At 62.7% G+C, this 21,673-nt stretch carries 23 protein-coding genes; 12 read left to right on the top strand and 11 right to left on the bottom strand.

All coding sequences use genetic code 11. The annotated features are described in order from the left end of the window. Window positions 1-51 precede the first annotated feature (51 nt). Window positions 52-510 (top strand): MarR family winged helix-turn-helix transcriptional regulator, encoded by a 459-nt coding sequence (locus NKH93_RS03010; protein ID WP_352683599.1) that lies wholly within the window; start codon window positions 52-54, stop codon window positions 508-510. 37 nt (window positions 511-547) lie between these two features. On the opposite strand, the gene NKH93_RS03005 is transcribed toward NKH93_RS03010, so the two are convergent. Further along, window positions 548-1,726, bottom strand: a complete 1,179-nt coding sequence (locus NKH93_RS03005; RefSeq protein ID WP_352922854.1) for an MFS transporter — start codon at window positions 1,724-1,726, stop codon at window positions 548-550. 193 nt (window positions 1,727-1,919) lie between these two features. Between NKH93_RS03005 and NKH93_RS03000 the strand changes: the two genes are divergently transcribed. Together NKH93_RS03000 and NKH93_RS02995 are read left to right on the top strand one after the other, a co-directional pair. Then, the gene (locus tag NKH93_RS03000; RefSeq protein ID WP_352457526.1) at window positions 1,920-2,273 is read left to right on the top strand and encodes an ArsR/SmtB family transcription factor; all 354 of its coding nucleotides are present in this window, start codon (window positions 1,920-1,922) and stop codon (window positions 2,271-2,273) included. Between the two features lie 94 nt (window positions 2,274-2,367). Continuing rightward, window positions 2,368-3,114 carry a metallophosphoesterase family protein gene (locus tag NKH93_RS02995; RefSeq protein WP_352922857.1) on the top strand — a complete coding sequence of 249 codons (747 nt, stop codon included), beginning with the start codon at window positions 2,368-2,370 and terminating at the stop codon, window positions 3,112-3,114. A gap of 106 nt (window positions 3,115-3,220) precedes the next feature. On the opposite strand, the gene NKH93_RS02990 is transcribed toward NKH93_RS02995, so the two are convergent. After that, a complete protein-coding gene (locus tag NKH93_RS02990; RefSeq protein ID WP_352969025.1) occupies window positions 3,221-5,662 on the bottom strand; it encodes a DNA/RNA non-specific endonuclease in 2,442 nt (813 codons plus the stop codon). A gap of 263 nt (window positions 5,663-5,925) precedes the next feature. Between NKH93_RS02990 and NKH93_RS02985 the strand changes: the two genes are divergently transcribed. The 4 genes from NKH93_RS02985 to NKH93_RS02970 all read left to right on the top strand — a co-directional run bounded on the left by NKH93_RS02985 (window position 5,926) and on the right by NKH93_RS02970 (window position 12,211). Continuing rightward, complete coding sequence (locus NKH93_RS02985; protein ID WP_352922863.1) at window positions 5,926-6,816, top strand: SH3 domain-containing protein; 891 nt, start codon at window positions 5,926-5,928, stop codon at window positions 6,814-6,816. 233 nt (window positions 6,817-7,049) lie between these two features. Further along, window positions 7,050-10,553: a carbamoyl-phosphate synthase large subunit gene (gene carB / locus NKH93_RS02980; RefSeq protein WP_352923658.1), complete on the top strand. Its 3,504-nt coding sequence runs from the start codon at window positions 7,050-7,052 to the stop codon at window positions 10,551-10,553. A gap of 295 nt (window positions 10,554-10,848) precedes the next feature. After that, entirely contained in the window at window positions 10,849-11,295 is a 447-nt protein-coding gene (locus NKH93_RS02975; protein ID WP_352969022.1) for an HTH domain-containing protein, read from the top strand. A gap of 313 nt (window positions 11,296-11,608) precedes the next feature. Further along, on the top strand, window positions 11,609-12,211 hold the full coding sequence (locus NKH93_RS02970) for a hypothetical protein (protein ID WP_352923662.1): 603 nt from the start codon (window positions 11,609-11,611) through the stop codon (window positions 12,209-12,211). Here the strand turns inward: NKH93_RS02970 and NKH93_RS02965 are convergent. The 5 genes from NKH93_RS02965 to NKH93_RS02945 form a co-directional block, all read right to left on the bottom strand. Continuing rightward, on the bottom strand, window positions 12,198-12,479 hold the full coding sequence (locus NKH93_RS02965; protein WP_352923665.1) for a hypothetical protein: 282 nt from the start codon (window positions 12,477-12,479) through the stop codon (window positions 12,198-12,200). The genes NKH93_RS02970 and NKH93_RS02965 overlap by 14 nt on opposite strands. A gap of 302 nt (window positions 12,480-12,781) precedes the next feature. Further along, window positions 12,782-13,246 carry a DUF6644 family protein gene (locus NKH93_RS02960; protein ID WP_352923667.1) on the bottom strand — a complete coding sequence of 155 codons (465 nt, stop codon included), beginning with the start codon at window positions 13,244-13,246 and terminating at the stop codon, window positions 12,782-12,784. Beyond that, a complete protein-coding gene (locus tag NKH93_RS02955; protein WP_352772968.1) occupies window positions 13,247-13,630 on the bottom strand; it encodes a DUF6152 family protein in 384 nt (127 codons plus the stop codon). 286 nt (window positions 13,631-13,916) lie between these two features. Continuing rightward, window positions 13,917-14,405, bottom strand: a complete 489-nt coding sequence (locus tag NKH93_RS02950; protein WP_352969019.1) for a GNAT family N-acetyltransferase — start codon at window positions 14,403-14,405, stop codon at window positions 13,917-13,919. Continuing rightward, a complete protein-coding gene (locus tag NKH93_RS02945) occupies window positions 14,398-15,219 on the bottom strand; it encodes a transglycosylase SLT domain-containing protein (RefSeq protein ID WP_352969017.1) in 822 nt (273 codons plus the stop codon). Before NKH93_RS02945 ends, NKH93_RS02950 begins: the two co-directional genes overlap by 8 nt. Window positions 15,220-15,381: 162 nt before the next feature. On the opposite strand from NKH93_RS02945, the gene NKH93_RS02940 reads away from it, so the two are divergent. Continuing rightward, window positions 15,382-15,951: a methylated-DNA--[protein]-cysteine S-methyltransferase gene (locus NKH93_RS02940; RefSeq protein ID WP_352923675.1), complete on the top strand. Its 570-nt coding sequence runs from the start codon at window positions 15,382-15,384 to the stop codon at window positions 15,949-15,951. A 52-nt stretch (window positions 15,952-16,003) separates the two neighbouring features. On the opposite strand, the gene NKH93_RS02935 is transcribed toward NKH93_RS02940, so the two are convergent. Further along, a complete protein-coding gene (locus NKH93_RS02935; RefSeq protein ID WP_352772958.1) occupies window positions 16,004-16,330 on the bottom strand; it encodes a hypothetical protein in 327 nt (108 codons plus the stop codon). Window positions 16,331-16,629: 299 nt separating this feature from the next. On the opposite strand from NKH93_RS02935, the gene NKH93_RS02930 reads away from it, so the two are divergent. The 3 genes from NKH93_RS02930 (at window position 16,630) to NKH93_RS02920 (ending at window position 17,570) form a co-directional block, all read left to right on the top strand. Further along, window positions 16,630-16,842, top strand: coding sequence for a cold-shock protein (locus NKH93_RS02930; RefSeq protein WP_023678332.1), 213 nt, complete (start codon window positions 16,630-16,632; stop codon window positions 16,840-16,842). 276 nt (window positions 16,843-17,118) lie between these two features. After that, window positions 17,119-17,319 carry a hypothetical protein gene (locus tag NKH93_RS02925; protein WP_352475039.1) on the top strand — a complete coding sequence of 67 codons (201 nt, stop codon included), beginning with the start codon at window positions 17,119-17,121 and terminating at the stop codon, window positions 17,317-17,319. Then, window positions 17,316-17,570 carry a type II toxin-antitoxin system RelE family toxin gene (locus tag NKH93_RS02920; RefSeq protein ID WP_352616729.1) on the top strand — a complete coding sequence of 85 codons (255 nt, stop codon included), beginning with the start codon at window positions 17,316-17,318 and terminating at the stop codon, window positions 17,568-17,570. Before NKH93_RS02925 ends, NKH93_RS02920 begins: the two co-directional genes overlap by 4 nt. Window positions 17,571-17,649: 79 nt before the next feature. Here the strand turns inward: NKH93_RS02920 and NKH93_RS02915 are convergent, their stop codons facing one another. From NKH93_RS02915 to NKH93_RS02905, 3 genes are all read right to left on the bottom strand, one after another. Continuing rightward, window positions 17,650-18,258: a glutathione S-transferase family protein gene (locus tag NKH93_RS02915; RefSeq protein WP_352705351.1), complete on the bottom strand. Its 609-nt coding sequence runs from the start codon at window positions 18,256-18,258 to the stop codon at window positions 17,650-17,652. 262 nt (window positions 18,259-18,520) lie between these two features. Next, window positions 18,521-19,357 carry an EAL domain-containing protein gene (locus tag NKH93_RS02910; RefSeq protein ID WP_352969014.1) on the bottom strand — a complete coding sequence of 279 codons (837 nt, stop codon included), beginning with the start codon at window positions 19,355-19,357 and terminating at the stop codon, window positions 18,521-18,523. A gap of 14 nt (window positions 19,358-19,371) precedes the next feature. After that, complete coding sequence (locus NKH93_RS02905) at window positions 19,372-20,265, bottom strand: EAL domain-containing protein (RefSeq protein WP_352774799.1); 894 nt, start codon at window positions 20,263-20,265, stop codon at window positions 19,372-19,374. Window positions 20,266-20,467: 202 nt separating this feature from the next. Between NKH93_RS02905 and NKH93_RS02900 the strand changes: the two genes are divergently transcribed. Next, window positions 20,468-21,670, top strand: a complete 1,203-nt coding sequence (locus tag NKH93_RS02900; protein WP_352923682.1) for a pyridoxal phosphate-dependent aminotransferase — start codon at window positions 20,468-20,470, stop codon at window positions 21,668-21,670. Window positions 21,671-21,673 lie beyond the last annotated feature (3 nt).

Genomic DNA, 21,673 nt, shown 5'->3' with positions numbered 1-21,673 from the left:
TCTGGTTCGCATCGAGGGGTTCCTTCCGGTCCCCTCATCGGAAATCCGCCAATGTCCCAAACCACCCTGCCCGGCCTGGCGCTTTGCAACAACGCCGTGTTGCGCCGTGCGACCCGAAAACTCGGCCAGTTCTATGATGATGTGCTCGCGCCCTCGGGCCTGAAGGCCACGCAGCAGGGCCTGCTATACCAGATCCACATCGGCGACGAACCGACGATGGGTGCCATTGCCGCTGCCCTCGTCATGGACCTGTCGGCCCTCGGTCATACTCTGAAGCCACTGATCCGGGACGGCTATATCGAGACCTTCGCCGACCCTGTCGACCGCCGCATCAGGCGCGTCAGGCTGACATCGCAGGGCCGGATCAAGCTCGAAGAAGCCCTGAAGCTGTGGCAAGTCGCTCAGCAGCGCTTCGAGGAGATGTTTGGAAAGGAGCAGGCGGCAAGCCTGCGAGCGGCGCTGGACGAAATCGCCGCGCTCGATTTTGACGTACCGCCGGCCGCGAGTTGAATTATCGGCGGCCGGCAGCCAAGCTCCACTGACAGCCTCATTCGGCCGGCATCGCTACCGGACGCGCCGCCAGATGGCCCGCCAGTACTACGCCCAGACCGATGATCGGGAACGCCGCCGCGACCACGCCGAGGTCGGCCGGTGCGCCATAGCGCAGCACAGCGGCGCCGACCACGGCACCCAGTGCCACGCCGAGATAGAGCGCCGAAGCGTTCAGCGATAGCACGATGGGCGCGGCATCGGGCGCCAGCTTGATGATACGGCTGGCCTGCGCCGGCGGGAACGCCCAGCCGACGATGCCCCACGGCACCATCATGGCCATGAGCGCCGGCCCGGCGATCTCGCGCGGCAGGAACATCGGGATCAGCGAAAACGTGACCAGCATGGCGGCACTCAGCGCCAGCGACCAGCAGACGGTGCGCGTCGCGCCGAAACGGTCGGCGGCCTGCCCGCCGCCGATATTGCCGATGACCGCGCCAACGCCGAAAGCGAGCAGCATTCCGGGAAGCGCGATCGGGTTCAGTCCGCCGCCTTCGATCGCGAGCGGCGCGACAAAGGCAAAGACGGTGAAGGCGCCGATCAGGGCCAGGATGGTCGTCACCAGGATAGGCATGACGCCGGGGCGAAGTGCCGCTGCCAGCCGCATCCGGAGCGGCAGCCTGGTGCCGACGATGCCGCGCGGCAGCCGGTACCACAGGATCGCGCCGGCGAGCGCACCAAGGCCGGCAATGGCAAAGAAGGTGCCGCGCCAGCCGGCAACCGTCGCAACGAGCGCGCCGAGCGGTGCTCCGACCGCGACCGCAACCGTAGTGCCGCCGACGACCACGGCAATGGCGCGGGCGCGATGATGATCGTCGACAAGCGCAACGGCCGTTCCCTGTGCGGTCGCCGCGAACAAGCCTGACGACAGCGCCATGACGATGCGCGCGATCAACAGCAATTCGAAGGAGGAGCTTAGCGCCGCGGCGACGTTGCCCAACACGAAGAACACCAGCGTCCACAGGATGACGCGGCGCCGGTCCCATTCGCCGGTCAGCGTTGCCAGGATCGGCGTGCCGATCGCATAGGCGAGCGCAAACGCGGTGATCAGCGTGCCGGCGAGCGGAATGGAGATGGCGGCATCCTTTGCAATATCGGGCAAAAGGCTGGAGATGACGAAACCTTCGGTCGAAATCGTGAACGATCCGAGCGCAAGCCAGATGAGGCGCTTATCCATGGCAATTTCCTTAGTTCAAAGGTTATTGAACAATTGGACATAACAGGGCATGATGTCAATAAAGCCACTGCAAAATAGCCGAACCATCCTGACAGCCCGGTGTCAGGACGGGGCGACGGGACGAAACTATGTGTCCATTGGCCACGAGAGGAGATGCGTTGAAATCGGCTCCGAATGTGCTTAATTCCTGGGCATGACCTTGCCCCATCCCACCGCCGACCAGATCAGCCTGCCGAACGTGCTTGCCGTGCTCGGCGACCCGACGCGGCTGGCCATCGTGCGCTATCTCGCCAGCAAAGAGGGCGTGCCGCTGAATTGCAGCCGGTTCCTCGATCTCTGCTCGAAGACCAATCTGAGCTACCATCTGGCCAAGCTGCGTGAGGCCGGCGTCACCCGCACCGAGGCGGTTGGAACCAGCCGGCTGATCACGCTGCGCCGTGACGATCTCGACCGCCGCTTCCCGGGCCTGCTCGACAGTGTTATTGCCGCGGCCGGCGACGCATCGTTGCCGGCGGTCGGCGGCCACGAGATCGAAGTCCGCGCCTGAACGACCCGAAGCTGGGTTCCGCTCTCGCCCGCCTCGCGAGGCGGGCAAAGTAGTTTCACCTGCCCTCCAGCCATTCCAATTAACGGAGCCTGCCATGCGCATTGCCGTCCTCGCCGACATCCACGGCAATGTCCTGGCGCTCGACGCCGTGCTCGATGATCTGCGGCAGCGCGGCGGCGCCGACCTCATCGTCAATCTCGGCGATTGCGTTTCCGGCCCGCTCTGGCCGCGCGAGACCATGGAGCGGCTCGAGACGCTCGACCTGCCGACGGTGCGCGGCAATCACGACCGCCGCGTTGCCCGCGACACCGCCGACGAGACCATGTGGCCGTCCGACCGCTACGCGCAGGAACGGCTGACCGCGGGCCAACGCGAGGCGCTATTTGCGCTGCCCCTCACGCTGGAAGTCGCGCCCGGCATACTCGCCTTCCATGCCCGGCCCGACCACGACGAAAAATACCTGACTGACGCGATCGTCGACGGCCGGCTGGTGCGCGCGCCGCTGGTTGCAATCCAGCGGCGCCTCGGCGCGATCGATCCCGCCTGCCGCATCATGCTTTGCGGCCACAGCCATCGCAGCGAGCTGGTCCGCATTCCCGGCGGTCCGGTCATCTTCAACCCGGGCAGCATCGGCTGCCCCGCCTATGACGATTCAACCCCGCCGGCGCATGTCTCCGAACAGGGTTCGCCGCACGCCCGCTACGGCATCGTCGACTTGCATCCCGATCGTTTCGAATCCATCGCCGTCGACTATGACCATGAGGCGGCGGCGTATCAGGCCGAGCACGCGGGACGGCCCGAATGGGCTCACGCGCTGCGCACCGGCTTCATGCCGGGCTGAGCTTGCTCATCCCGGGCTGAGCTTGCTCATCCCAGGCTGAGCTTGCTCATGCCTAGCTGAACGGATGACCGCCTTCGAGCGGCAGAAGTCGCGACCGGTCCAAGCTTCAGTCGTCAGACGCCGATCGCTTCGATCGCTTGGCAGGAAGTCGGGCGCTGGCCGCCGAAGTCTTGGGCGCCGAAGTCTTGGCCGCCAAAGTCTTGGACGTCGAAGTCTTGGTCGCCGAAGCCTTTGGCCGTGACGTCTTGGGCGCCAGTTGCGTTGGGTTGAACGTCTGTGCTGGGGCGGATTCGGAACCGGCCCGAATGTCGGCGTCGCGCACCTGCTGGCCAAAGTTCAGGCCGGTCAGCTCTTCAATCTCGGCCACCGTCGAAAGGAACTCCGATACCCTGGCAATTTCAAGCGGGTCATCGAATGCCTCGGCACGCTCGCCGAACGCTTCGGGCATCACTTCCAAAACCGGCTTCTGGTCCGCCAGCAGCGCGATGGCGCGCAGGCCAGCTTGATCGGACCACAGCGCGATCTTCCAGAACTTCAGCGGAACATGGCTGTCGAAGCGGTAGGGAGGATCGTCCTCGCCGAACACTGGCCCGGCAAACACCGTGACACGGCCTCGCGTCGTATAGGCGTTGCGCAGCACATAGGTTTCTACCGCGCGCCATCTCAACTTCCCTTTGGAGCCGGGATGGTTAAGCGAGCTTCCTTGATTGAAGAAGCCGACTTGCGGCGCAGCATTGGTATAAAAGAACGTGTCGCGTTCTGCCGCGACCGCCTCCTGATCGACGCCCCATGCGGGGTCGCCGCGAAGTGTAATATGGCCCTTCTGGAACATTCGAGCGATTCGTTCCTTGGATTTTGCGACGGGAAATCCAGGCACATTCTGGCTCGAATAGAATTCCTGGGTCATCTGCTCGCCAAGATCGATGCGCCGATCCGGCCGGAAAGCATCGCTGGCTTCCGAACCGGAAATCGACTCCACCCCCAATTCGAGAAGCGACGGGTTTTCGATGACCGTCTTGTCCTCACGATTGACCGCCTTGGTGCGGGATCCATCGATATTGCAGGCGGTAACGAAGGCAAGCCTGCGATCGGCGTTCATCAAGATCGAAAAATGATGGTAGCGCAATTCGTGTGGGTCCTCTCCCGGTTTGGCAAGAAGGTTTTTGGCCAACCGGTAGGGTGAATTGGCAACCGTCGGCATTGCCAGGACAAAGCCCGGTATGAAGCCGGGCTCATACCCTCCACGATCGTCGAAATCCTCTGTTTTCCAACCCGCGGCCTCGGCGATGGCCACCTTCCCGGGTTCGCTTGCCGGGCCTTTGCCGTCGTTTCGTCTCGCATCGCCTCCGTCGCGGTCGATCAGCGGCGCCCGGACATTTATCTCGACGGGAAAAGTCCAGGTGACCGAGCCATCGGCATTGTGTCTCGTCGCCGGCGGATTGCGATCCGGTTCCGGCCGCTGCACCGGCTTGTCCGGCACATCTTCGCGAATATCGGCGTTCAGCCGAACTGTCTCGTCCATCATGCGCGGCATGCCGGCCCAAATCGCCAGAGCTTGCGAAACCGCCGATGCCGAGGAGCCCGGCAGCTTGGACTTTCTAGCACCCAGATGGTCAACGATGGCGCTGATCCGTATGCCTTCGTTGATCTCGCGCGCGAGCGCATAGCCACCTATGCCCGTCACCTCGTGGAACGGGCCGGCCCAATGGTGCAGGGCGATAGGTTCCCATTCATTGTTGAAGACCGGGGAGCCGGAAGAACCCTGTTCGGTGTCGGCGACATAGTGCAGCACTTGTACCGTTTCGTCGCGGGCCACCAGCCGGTTTTCACGCAACACCAGTTCCTTGAAGCGGCCATCGGGATGCTGAACGATGTTGGCGATTTCGCCGAGCATATGCTTGTCGCGCGCATCCGACAGCGAGATAAAACCGAACTCCCCCAGTTCCTTTGGACCGGAACGCCGCTCGCCGACTCCGATCAGCGTATAGTCCAGACCCTCTATGCTATCGGTCACGAAACAGGATTCAGGATCGAACAGGAACGTCGTCGGCGTACGCACGGCATTCGCACCGTCCTGCTCATAATCGAACTGGACCTGGAAGCGCCGGGAATCCGCCGGCGACGAAATCACATGGTTGTTTGTGAGGAACAGCCTTGGCCCGACCAGAAAACCCGATCCTTGTGGATTGCCGTTGAGAAAGGCAACGCGGCCAACCGCATCGGCAGCACGGCGCCCACGCTCGAGGAATGCGACCCCGATGAAATCGAGCGTTGGGCCGAGAATTGCCTCCGGCCCTGGCTGCTTGGCGGCGGCCTTTCTTTCCCCGGCAGACCTCATGTCGATCGCTGCCGATATCATCTCCGCTTCGGTGCGGCTGAGCGACGCCTTTACCTGCAACCTGTCGAGGCGCCTGGAGAGGGTCTGTTCGGCGGCCAGCGGATTGCCGTTGGCGATGTGGCCAAGTGAAGCCTCAATCTCGGCGCGCGTTTTCTTGATACGCTGGCGAACTATGTTTTCCACCTGCGCAAATATTTCAAGGTCGACCATATTGCCCTCCTCAACCTTACTTGAGAGAGTGCATATTTACATGAAATGTGCAATATTTTGCCGGCTGTTAGTTCACGGAAGTGGCCTGGTCGCGATTCAACACGCGGCACCTTTTCGGGCTTACACAGCGCCGTCTCGTCGCCTATAAAAACCGGCTGGCGTGCGATGGCGCTTTCGTGCCTGGCCGCGCCTTCGGCAATTGAACCTACCGCCCATGGCAGATGATTAGGCGCACAGTAACACTCCCGACGACGCTGCTTGCGGTGATTGCCGCTCCGCTGATCCTGGCGGAGTTGCCGGCCAACGGCCAGGAGCCGGAGCCCATCGTCTCGATTGTGACGGGTCTCGCTCCGGATGACCTCCTGAACGTGCGCGCCACGGCGTCGGCCATGGGCAAGATCGAGGCGCGGCTGCCGAGTGGTTCGAGCGTGAAAAATCTCGGCTGCGGCGACGTCAGCGGCTACAAATGGTGCAAGGTTGAAGACATTGATGACCCGAAGATGAGCGGATGGGCGCCCGCACGCTACCTCGACCCTATCAATCCCCGGCAAGTGACACCGCAGGTGGCGGCCAGTGCGGAGAACCCTGCGCCTCAGCCGCTGCCCGACCTGACAACGCGCCTCGGCGCGACCGCTCCCGAAACGCCGCTGAATTCCCCTGACGCGATCGGCAGGGTGGCGATCGAGGATGCTTACCGCCTGGCCCTGGCCGGTGGAAACCCCACGACTGGACAGGTTGATGGATCGCCGCCCGCGGCATTGGGTCCCGTCCAGAATTTCGGCGCGGCCAACGCGGCGCCCCCGGCCGACGCACAGACCGTTGCGCGGCTTCAGCCGCCGGGGACACCGGTACCCGGTGCCGGCGACGCCATCCCCTGTGCGCGCTATCTCGGCCAGCCGATGACCAGCTGCAAGGCAGGCGTGGTGCGCACCGGCGACAAGACCGACGTGACCGTGACCTGGCCCGATGGCGGCACGCGCATCATCAGCTTCAAGGCCGGCAAGCCGGCCGGTGCGGACGCACCCGGCGAATTCCGCTTCACCCGCGAAGGCAGCCTGAACATGATCCGCGTCGGCGTTTCCGAACGCTTCGAGATTACGGACCAGTTGGCGCTGGGGGATAGTGATAAGGGGAATAAGGCAGTAGGGCAGTAGGGCAATATGTTTAAAGGGCGCTCGAACCTCTGCCCTACTGCCCTACTGCCCTACTGCCCTACTGCCCTACTGCCCTACTGCCCTACTGCCCTACTGCCATTTTAGGGGGTTACATCCGGCAAAACTCTTCCCTATAAGGCCCTCCTAGCCTGATACCAGAATCGCGAGCACAACCGGCCGGGTCATCCCGTCCGGCTTTTTGTGCAAGCCGCCCGCCGAAACGGACCCTCGACATGCCAAGACGCACCGACATCAAGTCGATCCTGATCATCGGGGCCGGCCCCATCGTCATCGGTCAGGCCTGCGAATTCGACTATTCCGGCACCCAGGCCTGCAAGGCGCTGAAGGAAGAGGGTTTTCGCGTTATCCTGGTCAATTCCAATCCGGCCACCATCATGACCGATCCGGAGCTGGCCGACGCCACGTACATCGAGCCGATCACGCCCGAAGTGGTGGCCAAGATCATCGCCAAGGAGCGGCCGGACGCGCTGCTGCCGACCATGGGCGGCCAGACCGCGCTCAACACCGCTCTGTCGCTGCGCCGCATGGGCGTGCTCGACCGCTATCAGGTCGAGATGATCGGCGCCGACGCCACCGCAATCGACAAGGCCGAGGACCGCGCGCTGTTTCGCGAGGCGATGAACAGGATCGGCCTGGAAACGCCGAAGTCGATGCTGGCCAACGCCACCGACGTCAAGAATGCCGACCGCAAGACGCACGAGGCCGAGCGCGCCGCGCTGAAGGCCGAGAAGCCCGAAAATCTCGACGCCGCGCTCGATGCTCTGGAAACGCGCTGGAACCTCGGCGAAGGCGACCGCAAGCAGCGCTATATCAGCCATGCCATGGCGATTGCAGCACAAGCGCTCGACCATGTCGGCCTGCCCGCCATCATCCGCCCGTCCTTCACCATGGGCGGCACCGGCGGCGGCATCGCCTACAACCGCGCCGAATTCTTCGAGATCGTCCAGTCCGGCCTCGATGCCTCGCCGACCACCGAAGTGCTGATCGAGGAGAGCGTGCTCGGCTGGAAGGAGTATGAGATGGAGGTTGTCCGCGACAAAGCCGACAACTGCATCATCGTCTGCTCGATCGAGAACATCGACCCGATGGGCGTGCATACGGGCGATTCGATCACCGTCGCCCCTGCGCTGACGCTGACCGACAAGGAATACCAGATGATGCGCAACGCCTCGATCGCGGTGCTGCGCGAGATCGGCGTCGAGACCGGCGGCTCCAACGTGCAGTTCGCCGTCAACCCGGCCGACGGCCGCCTGGTGGTGATCGAGATGAACCCGCGCGTCTCGCGCTCGTCGGCGCTGGCCTCCAAGGCGACCGGTTTTCCGATCGCCAAGATCGCCGCCAAGCTCGCCGTCGGCTACACGCTGGACGAGCTCGAGAACGACATCACCGGCGGAGCAACGCCGGCCTCGTTCGAGCCGAGCATCGACTATGTCGTGACAAAAATCCCGCGCTTTGCCTTCGAGAAGTTTCCCGGCGCCGAGCCAGTGCTGACCACCTCGATGAAGTCGGTCGGCGAGGTCATGGCCATCGGCCGCACCTTCCGGGAATCGCTGCAGAAGGCGCTGCGCGGGCTGGAGACCGGCCTGACCGGTCTGGACGAGATCGAGATCCCCGGCATCGGCCATGGGACGACAGCTGCCAGCCACGTCGACGACCGCAATGCCATCCGCGCCGCCTTGGGCACGCCGACGCCGGACCGGCTGCGCATGGTGGCGCAAGCGATCCGCATGGGCACTTCGCTCGAAGACGTGCACGCGATGTGCAAGATCGACCCGTGGTTCCTCGAACAGATCGCCGGCATTCTCGACATGGAAGCCCGCATCCGCGAGCACGGAATTCCCGAGGACGCCGCCAATCTGCGCATGCTGAAGGCGATGGGTTTTTCGGACGCCCGCCTCGCCTCCCTGGTCAGGAAGGATGTCGAAGAGATCCAGAAGATACGCGACAAGCTCGACGTTCATCCGGTTTACAAGCGCATCGACACCTGCGCCGCCGAATTCGCCTCGCCCACCGCCTACATGTATTCGACCTATGAGGTGCCGTTTGCCGGCGCGCTCGCCAACGAGGCGCAGGTCTCGTCGCGCAAGAAGGTCGTCATCCTCGGCGGCGGCCCCAACCGCATCGGCCAGGGCATCGAGTTCGACTATTGCTGCTGCCATGCCGCTTTTGCGCTGCGCGACGCCGGCTTCGAGGCGATCATGATCAACTGCAATCCCGAGACCGTGTCGACCGACTACGACACCTCCGACCGGCTCTATTTCGAGCCGCTCACGCCGGAGGACGTGTTGGAGATCCTGCGCGCCGAGCAGGCGTCCGGCGAGCTCGTCGGCGTCATCGTCCAGTTCGGCGGCCAGACGCCGCTGAAGCTGGCGGATGCGCTGGAGAAGGCCGGCATCCCGATCCTCGGCACCTCGCCCGACATGATCGATCTGGCCGAGGACCGCGACCGCTTCCAGAAGCTGCTGCACAAGCTCGGCCTCAGCCAGCCGAAGAACGGCATCGCCTATTCGGTCGAGCAGGCCCGCCTCGTCGCCGGCGAGCTCGGCTTCCCGCTGGTGGTGCGCCCGTCCTATGTGCTCGGCGGCCGCGCCATGCAGATCATCCACGACGAGAGCATGCTGCAATCCTATCTGCTCGACACCGTGCCCGGCCTGGTGCCGGAGGACATCAAGCAGAAATACCCCAACGACAAGACCGGCCAGATCAACACGCTGCTCGGCAAGAACCCGCTTCTGTTCGATACCTATCTGTCGGGCGCCATCGAGGTCGACGTCGATTGCCTTTGCGACGGCAGGTCGACCTACGTCTCCGGCATATTGGAGCACATCGAGGAGGCCGGCATCCATTCGGGCGACTCGGCCTGTTCGCTGCCGGTGCACTCGCTGCCCTCCGAGCTGGTCGACGAGCTGGAGCGCCAGACGGCAGCACTTGCCCGCGCGCTCAATGTCGGCGGGCTGATGAACGTGCAGTACGCGATCAAGGACGGCACCGTCTATGTGCTGGAGGTCAACCCGCGGGCGTCGCGCACCGTGCCCTTCGTCGCCAAGACCATCGGCCGGCCGATCGCGAAGATTGCTGCCCGCATCATGGCCGGCGAAAGCCTGGAAGACGCCTTCGCCCATTACGGCGCCATGCCCGACCCGCGCAATCCCGGCCACATCGCGGTCAAGGAAGCGGTGTTCCCGTTCGCCCGCTTCCCCGGCGTCGACATATTACTCGGCCCGGAAATGCGCTCGACCGGCGAGGTCATGGGCCTCGACCGCGACTTCGCGCTGGCCTTCGCCAAGAGCCAGCTCGGGGCGGGTGTTGATCTCCCCCGCGCGGGCACGCTGTTCGTCTCGGTGCGCGACGAGGACAAGAAGGGCATATTGCCGGCAGTGAAGCGCCTTGCCGGCCAGGGTTTTAAAGTGCTCGCCACCTCCGGCACCGCCCGCTTCCTCGCCGAAAACGGCGTCGCGGCGGAGAAGATAAACAAGGTGCTGGAAGGCCGCCCGCACATCGAGGACGCCATCCGCAACCGCCAGGTGCAGATCGTCTTCAACACCACGGACGGCCAGAAGGCGGTGTCGGACTCAAAATCGCTGCGCCGCGCGACGCTGATGCAGAAGGTGCCGTATTACACCACGCTCTCGGGGGCCGCCGCGGTGGCCGAGGCGATTGCCGCGCTGAAGGCGGGGAGCTTGGAAGTGAGGCCGCTGCAGGAGTACTTCGCGTAGGCGATTAGCCAATCTCCCTCCTTGTGGGGGAGATGGCCGGCAGGCCAGAGGGGGGCGCTGTCCCGCTGACGCTTAGCTCTTAAAATAGAGTGCGTCGTTCTGACGCATCTTGCTGACCCTCATTCAGGACTCGTTAACTATGACTCGCCCGACTTTTGTTGGGTGAAGCAGCTACTGCGCGTAGCAAGGGCTATGCCAACCACCTTTTGAGGCAAGAAACCGCAAGGACTCGTTAACTATGACTCGAGTCCACTTTTATCTTGCAACTACATCAGACTTGACATAAGATCTGACCATGGCTTCGCTACATGAACTCCTCGCTCGAAGGCACAGAGAGCTGATCAGAGCGCTCGCGGAAACGCGACGTCGGCTAGCGTCCATCGAGGAGGAGATTGATCAAATCGAAAGGGCTGCGACAGCAGCAAATGTAAATCTTGCGACTTCTGAGGAATTGGCAGAAAGGCAGGCGCCTCCCACTATGAAGGAAGCCGCTGTCCAAGTCCTCAGAGAAGCAACAGGTGGGCTGACTACAAACGAACTGCTGGAAATCATCAACAACAAGCTTGGCACAACTTTCGCCAGATCTAGCCTAAGCCCACAACTATCACGACTAAAGGGCGATGGAATCCTCTACAGAGAAGAAGATGGTCGCTGGATATTGGCGTCTGATCCTAGCTTGAACGAGAATGGGGCATCCGAAGATGCCCCAGAACACGCCGATCGTAAAAGATCGCAGTCCTAGCGATCGGCTTTCCACGTACGCGAAGGAGGCCTCACATGCAGCCGCCATAAACAAATCCTGGCTACGCGTGATTTGATCATTCATAGCCAGCAACCGGGGAGCCCGGCAGTGGTGATGCGCGTTCCAATCCTCGCATCACCACACTAATTGATGCACACCATATGGTCAACGCTGCTCGCCTGCCCCGAAAATCCTACTCAGCTAGCTGTGGCGCGTCCAGAACCGAGGGCGAGTCAAATTGACTCACCCCCGGTTTTTACGACTTATTAACCATGTGATTCCATTAATATTTCTTCCGTTCAGGAGCAATTTTATGGACGCAACTTATAATTTGAATGGTGGCTTCAAGCCCACCATGAAGCGTTTCGCCGACCTGAACGGCCCAGACTATTTCCCTACGCCAAGATGGGCCACGCATGCTCTTATAGAAAACGAGAAATTCGTTGGTGAGATATGGGAATGCGCTTGCGGCGACGGGGCAATGTCTCGGGTCTTAGAAAGCCGCGGCAACCCGGTTCGCAGTTCCGATCTGTTCAACCGAGGCTTCGGCAAAGCAGGCGTTGACTTCAACACTGCGACGACCCCTGCAGATAATATCGTGACCAATCCGCCCTATAACAGCGCGGAGAGCTTCGTCCGCTCCGGAGTAAGGCTTGCGCGGAACAAGTTCGCGTTGCTCCTCAGGCTGGCCTTTCTGGAGGGTGCGAACCGCGCGAATACAATCTTCGCGGAATGCCCGCCATCAAGGGTATGGGTATTCAGCGAGCGGATTACATTTTACCCGGCCGGAGCCGTGCAAGCGGGCTCCGGCACGACCGCTTATGCTTGGTTCGTTTGGGACAAACGCGCGCCTGGCATCACAGAACTGAAATGGTTCCAGCCTGGTTATAAGCAAAAATTCTCTAAGGTCGCCTGAAACCATCCTTAATGGCAATAAGATGCCCGTCATAGATTAGATTACCGGGACTGTCCTTGTGAGATTTTATGTTGCGGACTATCTGAGAAAAGCGATCGTCGTTTCGACCATTTAGTTGTTCTTCATCCTCAGCGCTAAGTGGTATTCTATTTCGTAATTCTGCTATCAGTTTGGTAGTGGTAATTTCACGATGCGGTTCAGCATCAATGATCGCGATTACGTCTGACCCAATATCTGCTTCCCCAATTCTGCCCGGTTTCTTTGCCATCTATTCCCTCCCATGTTTAGCCGAGAATGCCTCCGATGTCGGCTGGACACAAGTACTTGCATCAAGGAACAATTCGCTAGCAGGATCGAAGTGCAAAGCGTGTTTCAAACTTGCTTAGCTTCAGCAGAGTGGGAGGCGACGCTCCCCCCTCACGCCACCGCGACACTCGATCTCAATATCGAACTCCATCGGCCATGAAGCCGGCGGCACGAAGCTGCGCGCCGGCGGGGATCACGCTGACACCGCTGCGTTCGCTGCGCACCCATCTCGCGCCTCAAGGAACGCCAGCGCCAACCCTCACCTCAGCCGAGAAATCCAATAAACCGTCCCGCGAAAAGCACGGCCGTCCACAGCATCAGCGAGAGCACAGCCAGCATGGTCGCGGCCCCATCGACCGGCTCCTCACCGCCTTTTGCGCGCCGCATGAAGGCGAGGAAGTTGGCGCCGGCAAGCAGGATGAGCCCCATCTTGGCGAGGAAGATTGGCATCGCCGCATACTCGCTCGCCCTGACTGAAAAGAGCAGCGACCCCGTGACAAGCGCACCGCCGAACGCGGCAAATGCGGTACGGCGCAGCAGCGCCACGAACGCCGTCTGCGGCAGCGAGCGGAAGGCGCCGAGGATCCTGAGATCCATGAGCCAGACGCTGGTGAGCAGCGCGCCGATCGACATAATGTGCAGTGCATTGATGATGGGGTAGGCGACGAACGAGGCCTTTAGTCCCCGCACCATAGCGAGCTGCTCGATGCCGGCAAAAAACCCGTCCATTCAGGCCGGCGGCACGCGGTCGGGATAGACATCATAGGTTTTGCCGCCGACGATGACGCGCACTGCCTTCATGCGTTTTTCGTTTTCGTCGCGCGAGCGGTTGCCGATCGCGGTCACCTCGTCGCCGATCTTGGCGACCTCCTCGGTAAAGCCGGCGGCGATCGTGCGGGACGGCGTCGCCATCTCCACCCGCCAGGCCTCTCCCTCGGCATCGACGTCCAGCGTGGCGTGCGGATTGCCGATATAGATGGCCGTGATCTTGCCCTTGAGTTCGAAAAATCCGTCCTGCGTCCACGACCAGCCGTGATGGGCATAGGCTGCGGTGGCGGCGGCAAGGATCACCGCCGCTGCCAGCATGACGCTTCGGTTGAAAGGTGACTGCATCGCTCGTCTCCTCGGTTCGGCATTAGAGGGTAGGTCAGCGCGCGGCAGCGTCAAATCACATGAGGTGTGCGCTGCCCCTCATTGCCCTGCCGGGCATTTCTCCCCGTATAGTGACGGGGAGAAAGGTGCCTTCGCCAAGGATTTCGCCAATCTCCAGAGTTGAAGAAAGGGAGCTGAGTTTGCCGCCAGCCCCCTTCTCCCCGTCCCTCTACGGGGAGAAGATGCCGGCAGGCAGATGAGGGGCGGCGCCGACTTCTACGATCGAGCGCCCGCTTGCCCCGACCCCTCACCCCGCCCAATCGACTTCGAACATCCCCAGCCGTTCGTAGAGCCTGACCGCAGCCGCGTTCTCCACCGTATTGGTCTTGAGATCGACATGCGCCGCGCCCCTTGCCTGAAACACCGCAAACGCGTGGCGCATCAGCGCCTCGGCGATGCCCTTGCCGCGTGCCTCGGGGTGGACGGCAAGGTCCTTGACGAAAGCCCGCGTCCAGCAGAGCGCCGCGCCCGCCAGCCGGCCCTTGCCGTCGATGACCAGGAAACACAAAGCTGGGTCGAATTCCGCATCAGCCGAAATGCGCGGCCACCATTCGTCGAACGGCCCGTCGGCGCCGTCGTCGAACACCGCGGTCAACAGCGTATGCAAAGCGAGTGCATCGGCGGCTTCGAAGCCGCGCATGAAAAAACCTTCGGGCCAGCGCGGCGCCAGAAGCGTGTCGTCGAAGATCTTGCGCAGGCGGATGTCGTTTGGCGCCGGTGGGCGCGGCTCAGGCATCGGGCTGCATGCGGCGGCGCAGGCTATCGCTGCCGAGGCCGGTTTCGCCCAACAGGCCTTTGCGCTTGGCGTCGTAATAATAGCCGCTCTGGTAGAGCCGGTCGGCGCGCTTAGGGTTGCCGCCTGAGACCAGCCAGGCGCCGCGCAGATATTTCACCGCATATTTCAAATTGGTCTCGGCATCGAACAGGCCGCTTGCCGGCCCGTCATAGCCCATGCCGCGCGCCGTCGCGTGCTTGATCTGCATCAGCCCCCAATGGCCGTGATTGTAGGCTTTCGGGTTGAACGTGCTCTCGCGGTTGACGACGCTGCGCACCAGATCGACCGGCACCTGATAAAGCGCGGAATATTTCTCGATCAGCCGCTCGATCTCGCTGCGGCCGCCGGCGTTGGACTGACCCTCGGTGGGGTCGGTCGCGGCCAGAGCGGCCGGGTCCTGCGGCAGCGTGTAGGAAACCGGCTGAACGCCGGGCATGGCCTCGGTCTGTTGGCTGACCGGCATGGCGACGGCTGGCGTCGCGGTAACAGGCAGGGCGTTGGCGGTCATGACGGCGGGGGTACTTGCCGCCAGCGGCGTCGGCCCGGCAAAGGCGGCGGCCGGCTCGATCGGCAGCGCCGCTGTCTGGGCGACGCCGGACGGCTCCGGCAGGACCGAAACCGTGTCAGGCAGCGCCAACGTAAAGCCGGCATCGGTATTGGCCGTATTTTCGGTGAAGGCTGGCGTCGGGGTCACCGGCGAAGTCGAGGTGCAACCGCTGAGAGCGGCCACGGCCAACACCGCCGCAAGGACGGGAAAGAGGAATTTTGCTGGCAAGCGGCGCTCGGGTCCGGTTCGTCGGGTGTTAAGAAGTCCTTACACCAGCATCTTTCCTCGGGCAATCCGCGGTAGCCGGTGGTTTTCGGGTGGCGAGCCGGGCCGCGAAATGCGATATTGTTCTGGATTTGTACTTCGAAGGATTCCGGAAAGGAGCACGCCATGCACGCCTCTCATGCCACCGCCGGCCACGCGGTCTTCGAAACCGTGCTCGGCTTCATGGGCATCGCCTGGAGCGATGCCGGACTGACCCGGCTCTGCCTGCCGCAGCGCAATCGCGACGCGGTCGAGCGCCGGCTGCTGCGCCATGCCGCCGCCGACCAGCCTGCGAAGCCCGAGCCGCAATGGGTTGCCGAGCTGATCGCGTCGATCAAGGCCTATGCCGCCGGCGAGGATATAGATTTCTCCAACGTGCCGGTCGATCTCAGCGGCGTCGACGAGTTCCGCCAGGCGATCTATGACGCGGCGCGAAAACTCGCCTTCGGCGAAACCACCACCTATGGCGAACTGGCCAAGCGCGCCGGCCATGCCGGGCTGGCGCGCGAAACCGGTGCCGCACTCGGCGCCAACCCGGTGCCGCTGGTCATCCCCTGTCACCGCATCCTTGCCGCCGGCGGCAAGATCGGCGGATTTTCCGCGGCCGGCGGCTCGGCCACCAAAGAAAAGATGCTGGCAATGGAAGGCGTACGCGTCGGCCCGCCGCCCCCGGCGCAGGTGTCGTTCGGGTTTTAGTGGTGCTGATATTCAGGCGAGGCCGGCACCCGGCGCACCATTTCGTCCCACTCTAATCCGGAAGCAGGCGCCGGCGAAAACGCCGGTCGATCTCCACCCGCTTGCATTTGTAGACGGTGCAGGAATTCGTGTCGGCGCTCGGCACCGAGGCCCGCGCCCTGACCTCGCCGATGTCGCAGAATTGCTGGCTCCGCACGTAGCGGTCGTAGAGCGCCAGCCCCGGCACGCGCGCCGATCTGTAACGCAGGATGACCGCGCCCTCGCGCGCGATCGTCGCCTGCACCTTGCCGCAGCTCATGCGGGTCGGGTCGTAGCGCGAGCCCGCCTGCGCCTCGGCGGCCACCAGCGTCAGGCAAGCGGCAAGCAGAACGATTTTCATGTCCCTCTCCCCAAAACCCGGTCGCGCCCGAAGCCGGCGCGATCCTCCCGGGTCAGGCGCGCAGCGACGACGCTCTCACGCGATTGGGGCGGCCGTTGGGCAGCGTTGCCGCCGCGCCATTTTCCGCCCCGTCTTGTTTTTTGCGCGAAGGCATATTATATGCGGTCCATTGATATTTCGGCCGATCGATCCGGGCCTCGCGATATTCGCGTTTGCTGACGTTCTATCTCCAAAATCTCGATACAAACCGGCTGGGTTTCGGCCCAGTCAAACTAAAGCAAACGTAAAGGACTATCGAAATGGCAACAGGTACGGTCAAGTGGTTTAATTCCACCAAGGGTTTCGGCTTCATTCAGCCTGACAGCGGCGGCGCGGACGTTTTCGTTCACATCTCCGCAGTCGAGCGTGCTGGACTGTCGACCCTGGTTGAAGGCCAGAAGATCAACTTCGAGATCGAGCAGGACCGCCGCACTGGCAAGTCGTCCGCTGGATCTCTGAGCAAGGCAGCCTGATTTTGCGAATGGCGCGCGCCGGGCGATAGCCCGGGGCGCGCGGCAAGTCACGGATGTACTGGCGGTCGCGCGAGAAGCGCGCCGGAGCGAAAGACCCCGACAAGCCGAAGCAGCAGATTGCTGCCGGCCCGGCCAAAGCGCTCCCGATCAGGCTACCAAGCATGGGAAGGCGGGATTTTGTCCCGCCTTTTTGCTGTCTGGATTCCAGTGAACCGCTGCCTTGGGCCTATAGTCCCACTTTGTGGTGTTTTTGGCCCAATGTGGTACTATTAATTCATGAGCAAGCTTGAACAGATTGAGAAATCCGTTGCCGAACTAAGCCCCGAAGAGCTGAGAGCGTTTGCCGCATGGTTCGAGGCGCTGCAGGCCGACATGTGGGACCGGCAGATCGAAGCCGACGCCAAGGGCGGCAGGCTGGACAAGCTTGCCGAGCAGGCCTTGGCTGATCATCGCGCCGGCCGGACCCGGCCTCTGTGAATCATTTTGCTACTCCCTCGTTTTGGGAGGCCTACGCAAAACTGCCCTCGTTAATCAGAGCAAAGGCGAACAGACGTTTCGCCAAACTGAATTCTGACCCGTTCCACCCGTCGTTGCATTTCAAACAGGTCGGGCGCTACTGGTCGGCGCGGGTTGATATCAACTACCGCGCCGTGGCTGTTCGCGACCACGATGACGTGGTCTGGTTCTGGATAGGCACCCATTCCGAATATGATCGCCTGCTGAAATAGCCGCGCGACCATTCACGTCATCGGCCGAGGGCCGCAAGCCCGACCTCCGGAGCGAGCCGCGAAGCGCCGAGAAGCGTGACTAAGGCAGCCACTCCAGCGGCACATGCCCCGGGTCGGCCTCGACCCTTTTCAGCCAGGCGGCCACCGCCGGATAGGCGTCGAGCTGAAACCCGCCCGTCTCGGCCGTGTGCGTATAGGCATAGAGCGCGATGTCGGCGACGCTGAGCGCATTGCCGGCAAAGAACGTGCTCCCGGCCAGGTGCTTGTCCATGACGCCAAGCGCCTTGTTGCCGCGCTCCAGCGTCAGCGCCAGCCGCTCGGGCGTTGCGTCCTTGGCTCTTTCGGGGAAGGTCAGCAGCGCCCTGCGCACGGCGATATAAGGCTCGTGGCTGTATTGCTCGAAGAACAGCCACTGATAGGCCAGCGCGCGTTCGTATCTGTCCGCCGGCAGAAACCGCGTGCCTTCGGCGAGATAGAGCAGGATGGCATTGGATTCGGCCAGCCGCCGGCCGTCGTCGAGTTCGAGCAGCGGCACCATGGCGTTCGGGTTTTTCGCGACATAGTCGGGCTTGCGCGTGTCGCCGGTGTGCGAGCTGACCTCGACATTGGTGAAAGCGATGCCGAGCTTGGCCATCAACAGGCGCGGCTTGTAGCAATTGCCGCTGTCGATCATTCCATAGAGTATCATCGGTGCTCCCCCTTGCTCGCAACCACCCGTCTCAGGGCTTGATCCAGCCTCTATCGCGGCAGCGGCGGCTTCATCCAGTGATTTGTTTTGGCGTAAGCATCAGCGCCGCTGATGCATTTCAGGATATATCGAGATTCAAGTCAGGCCGAGCCGAGAAGGGTGGGTTCCGAGAACCGGAGCGGAGCGTACTTTGGGTACGTGAGCACCGGAAGCGCAGGAAACCGCCGTTCGCAGGCCGGCATCACTTGAATCTCGATATATCCTAGCCGAATAGGGGGATGACGTTGTTGTCCCTGCCAAGCAGCCTGTCGATCGACAGCGGCTCCTCGTCGAACAGCGTACCGGCCAGCGCCGGCCGGGCAAGGTAAAAGCCCTGCAGCAGGTCGACGCCGCCATCCAGCGCGACGCGCAGATGCGTGGCGTTCTCGACGCCTTCGACCAGCACCTTGGCGCCACGGTCGTGCAGCGTCGAAACCAGCGGCCGGAAAAACCGCTCGGCGGCGGCATGGCGGCAGAATTCTGCGAACCAGGTGCCGTCAATCTTGACGATGTCGGGCTGCACCAGCGCTACCCTTTCTTCGGTCGAATGCCCGGTGCCGAAATCGTCGATGGCGATGCGGACGCCGTCGCGCCGCATCTCGCGCGCCAGGCTGGCAAGCACCTTGTCGCCGGCCGCCTGTTCGGTGATCTCGCAGACCAGCATGCCGGGATGCAGGCCGAAATCCGCCAGATGCCTGGTCATCAGCCTGATTTCGGCCAGCGCCCGTGCGGGGTCATCGTTGATCAGCGGATTGTAATTGAAGAACAGGTCGAGCCCGTCGACGCCGATGTTGCGGAAGTTGCGCAAATGCAGCACCCGGCACATGGTTTCGACAAACAGCCGATCCGCTGCCGGCACACCTTCGAAGAAGATTTGCGGCGCCACCGGCCTGCCTGCGCGGTGCGGCTCGATCAGTCCCTCGACCGCGACGGCGGCGAGAAGCCTGCCGCGCGGCGCGAAGACCGGCTGATAGGCGCTCCTCAGCCGAAATGCGCCGTAGACGCCATATTCGATGCCGACCTCGTCGGCAAAGATCGCTTCGCCGACTTTGCGCCGCATGTCGGCCCGCCCGGTCACGATGCCACCCTGCGCCCGAAAGCCCGCATCGGCCGCCGCGAGGTCGAAACGGCCGTAGGCACTTTGTCCTTATCGGGCGACACCGCTGATGCCTGCCCGGCCTTGTCGAAGACGTGAAAGCTGGTCGGTGCAAGCTCCGGGCGTGCCAGCACGAAGCCTTGCACCATCGAGGCGCCCGACTTTTCGGCGAGCTCGAGCTGCCAGCCCGTCTCGATGCCCTCGAATACCGTACGGATGCCTTGCTCTTCGAAGCTGGTCACCATGGCGGTCAGCAAGGCGAAGCCGGCACCGGATTCCATCAGCGTCATGATCCAGTCGGCGTCGAACTTGACGATGTCTGGCCTGAGTTCCTTGATGCGATTGATGTCGGATTCGTCGGCGCCGTAATCGTCGACGGCAATGCGCAAACCATTGCCCCTGAGCGCCTCGACGAAATTGTAGAGCGTTTCCTGCGACGCAGATTTCTGTTCGGTGACCTCGCAGACGACGCGGCGCGGATCGATGTCGGCCTCGTGCAGCACCAGCCGCATTTCGCGCAGCGCCTTGTCGGCGATGCTGCGGTCGGTGAACACCGATGGATCGAAATTGATGAAGATGGAGGCGTCTCGCGGCAGGCAGGCGCCGGCGTTCAGAAGGTGCAGCGTCCGTGTCAGCGCCTCGATATGCAGGCGGTCGACCGCCGGACAGCTGTTGAAGAAACTCATTGGCGGCTGCGGCTCGCCTTCGCGGAACGGCCGGATCAGCCCCTCGAACGCGACGACGGAAAGCTTGCCCTTGTTGAAGGCGAAGATCGGCTGGAACGCGCTTTGCAGCGTATAGACCCCCCAGACACCGCTGGCGGTGCCGTCATCATGGCGGATGATATGGGCAAGCCCGATGCTGCGTGTCACGGTTCCTCGCTATGCGAGACTGGCGGACCGGCCACGGTCCTGCCGTTCAAGCTTTTACCGATCGTTGATGAATTTATTGTTGCCAGCATTGCGCGCTGGCTCATTCGACAATGCCTGCGCTGGGCTTGCGCTTGACCAGATGATGCGACATGAGAGGCGCCGCAGCGCCTTCGCCCGCCGGTCCTTTCTGGAGATATCTGTCATGGCCTTTCTTGCCGACGTCCTTTCCCGCGTAAAGCCTTCCGCGACCATCGCGGTGACGCAGAAGGCGCGCGAGCTGAAAAACGCCGGCCGCGACGTGATCGGGCTGGGCGCCGGCGAACCGGACTTCGACACCCCCGACAACATCAAGAACGCCGCGATCGAGGCCATCCGCCGAGGCGAGACGAAGTATCCGCCAGTATCCGGCATCGTGCCGCTGCGCGATGCGATCGCGAAAAAATTCAAGCGCGAGAACAATCTCGACTACCGGCCGGAGCAGACCATCGTCGGCACCGGCGGCAAGCAGATCCTGTTCAACGCTTTCATGGCCACGCTGAATCCCGGCGACGAGGTGATCATCCCGCGGCCCTACTGGGTGAGCTATCCCGAAATGGTGGCGATCTGCGGCGGCACCTCGGCCTTTGCCGACACCTCCATCGACAACGGCTTCAAGCTGACGGCGACCGTGCTGGAAAAGGCGATCACGCCGCGCACCAAATGGCTGTTGATGAACTCGCCGTCCAACCCCTCGGGCGCCGCCTATACCGAGGCGGAGCTCAAGGGCCTGGCCGACGTGCTGTTGAAGCACCCGCATGTCTGGGTGCTGACCGACGACATGTACGAGCACCTGACTTATGGCGACTTCGTCTTCAAGACCATCGCCGAGGTCGAGCCGAAGCTCTATGAGCGCACGCTGACGATGAACGGCGTGTCAAAGGCCTATGCCATGACCGGCTGGCGCATCGGCTACGCGGCAGGCCCGGTGCCGCTGATCAAGGCGATGGACATGATCCAGGGCCAGCAGACCTCCGGCGCCTGCACCATCGCCCAATGGGCGGCGGTCGAAGCGCTGAACGGCCCGCAGGATTTCATCCCGAAGAACAAGGCGATCTTCCAGGGCCGGCGCGATCTCGTCGTCTCGATGCTCAACCAGGCGCGCGGCATCACCTGCCCATCGCCGGAGGGTGCGTTCTACGTCTATCCCTCCTGTGCCCAGCTGATCGGCAGGAAGACCAAGAACGGCAAGGTGATCGACAGCGACGAAACCTTCTGCTCGGAACTGCTCGAGGCCGAGGGCGTGGCGGTTGTTTTCGGCTCGGCCTTTGGCCTCGGCCCGAACTTCCGCATCTCCTACGCCACGTCGGAGGCTCTGCTCGAAGAGGCCTGCACGCGCATCCAGCGCTTTACCGCCGCGCTGGTCTGAGAC

The organism is Mesorhizobium sp. M0954 (assembly GCF_040319155.1).
In the GTDB taxonomy this organism is placed as follows: domain Bacteria; phylum Pseudomonadota; class Alphaproteobacteria; order Rhizobiales; family Rhizobiaceae; genus Mesorhizobium.
Note: the sequence above shows the minus strand (reverse complement) of the source record. Positions and strands in the feature narration are given on the sequence as shown.

What these genes read in the sequence shown, in the direction of transcription:
- NKH93_RS03010 (WP_352683599.1), top strand. Translation starts at nt 52, where the DNA reads ATGTCCCAAACCACCCTGCCCGGCCTGGCGCTTTGCAACAACGCCGTG.
- NKH93_RS03005 (WP_352922854.1), bottom strand. Translation starts at nt 1,726, where the DNA reads ATGGATAAGCGCCTCATCTGGCTTGCGCTCGGATCGTTCACGATTTCG.
- NKH93_RS03000 (WP_352457526.1), top strand. Translation starts at nt 1,920, where the DNA reads ATGACCTTGCCCCATCCCACCGCCGACCAGATCAGCCTGCCGAACGTG.
- NKH93_RS02995 (WP_352922857.1), top strand. Translation starts at nt 2,368, where the DNA reads ATGCGCATTGCCGTCCTCGCCGACATCCACGGCAATGTCCTGGCGCTC.
- NKH93_RS02990 (WP_352969025.1), bottom strand. Translation starts at nt 5,662, where the DNA reads ATGGTCGACCTTGAAATATTTGCGCAGGTGGAAAACATAGTTCGCCAG.
- carB (WP_352923658.1), top strand. Translation starts at nt 7,050, where the DNA reads ATGCCAAGACGCACCGACATCAAGTCGATCCTGATCATCGGGGCCGGC.
- NKH93_RS02975 (WP_352969022.1), top strand. Translation starts at nt 10,849, where the DNA reads ATGGCTTCGCTACATGAACTCCTCGCTCGAAGGCACAGAGAGCTGATC.
- NKH93_RS02970 (WP_352923662.1), top strand. Translation starts at nt 11,609, where the DNA reads ATGGACGCAACTTATAATTTGAATGGTGGCTTCAAGCCCACCATGAAG.
- NKH93_RS02965 (WP_352923665.1), bottom strand. Translation starts at nt 12,479, where the DNA reads ATGGCAAAGAAACCGGGCAGAATTGGGGAAGCAGATATTGGGTCAGAC.
- NKH93_RS02960 (WP_352923667.1), bottom strand. Translation starts at nt 13,246, where the DNA reads ATGGACGGGTTTTTTGCCGGCATCGAGCAGCTCGCTATGGTGCGGGGA.
- NKH93_RS02955 (WP_352772968.1), bottom strand. Translation starts at nt 13,630, where the DNA reads ATGCAGTCACCTTTCAACCGAAGCGTCATGCTGGCAGCGGCGGTGATC.
- NKH93_RS02950 (WP_352969019.1), bottom strand. Translation starts at nt 14,405, where the DNA reads ATGCCTGAGCCGCGCCCACCGGCGCCAAACGACATCCGCCTGCGCAAG.
- NKH93_RS02940 (WP_352923675.1), top strand. Translation starts at nt 15,382, where the DNA reads ATGCACGCCTCTCATGCCACCGCCGGCCACGCGGTCTTCGAAACCGTG.
- NKH93_RS02935 (WP_352772958.1), bottom strand. Translation starts at nt 16,330, where the DNA reads ATGAAAATCGTTCTGCTTGCCGCTTGCCTGACGCTGGTGGCCGCCGAG.
- NKH93_RS02930 (WP_023678332.1), top strand. Translation starts at nt 16,630, where the DNA reads ATGGCAACAGGTACGGTCAAGTGGTTTAATTCCACCAAGGGTTTCGGC.
- NKH93_RS02925 (WP_352475039.1), top strand. Translation starts at nt 17,119, where the DNA reads ATGAGCAAGCTTGAACAGATTGAGAAATCCGTTGCCGAACTAAGCCCC.
- NKH93_RS02915 (WP_352705351.1), bottom strand. Translation starts at nt 18,258, where the DNA reads ATGATACTCTATGGAATGATCGACAGCGGCAATTGCTACAAGCCGCGC.
- NKH93_RS02910 (WP_352969014.1), bottom strand. Translation starts at nt 19,357, where the DNA reads ATGCGGCGCAAAGTCGGCGAAGCGATCTTTGCCGACGAGGTCGGCATC.
- NKH93_RS02900 (WP_352923682.1), top strand. Translation starts at nt 20,468, where the DNA reads ATGGCCTTTCTTGCCGACGTCCTTTCCCGCGTAAAGCCTTCCGCGACC.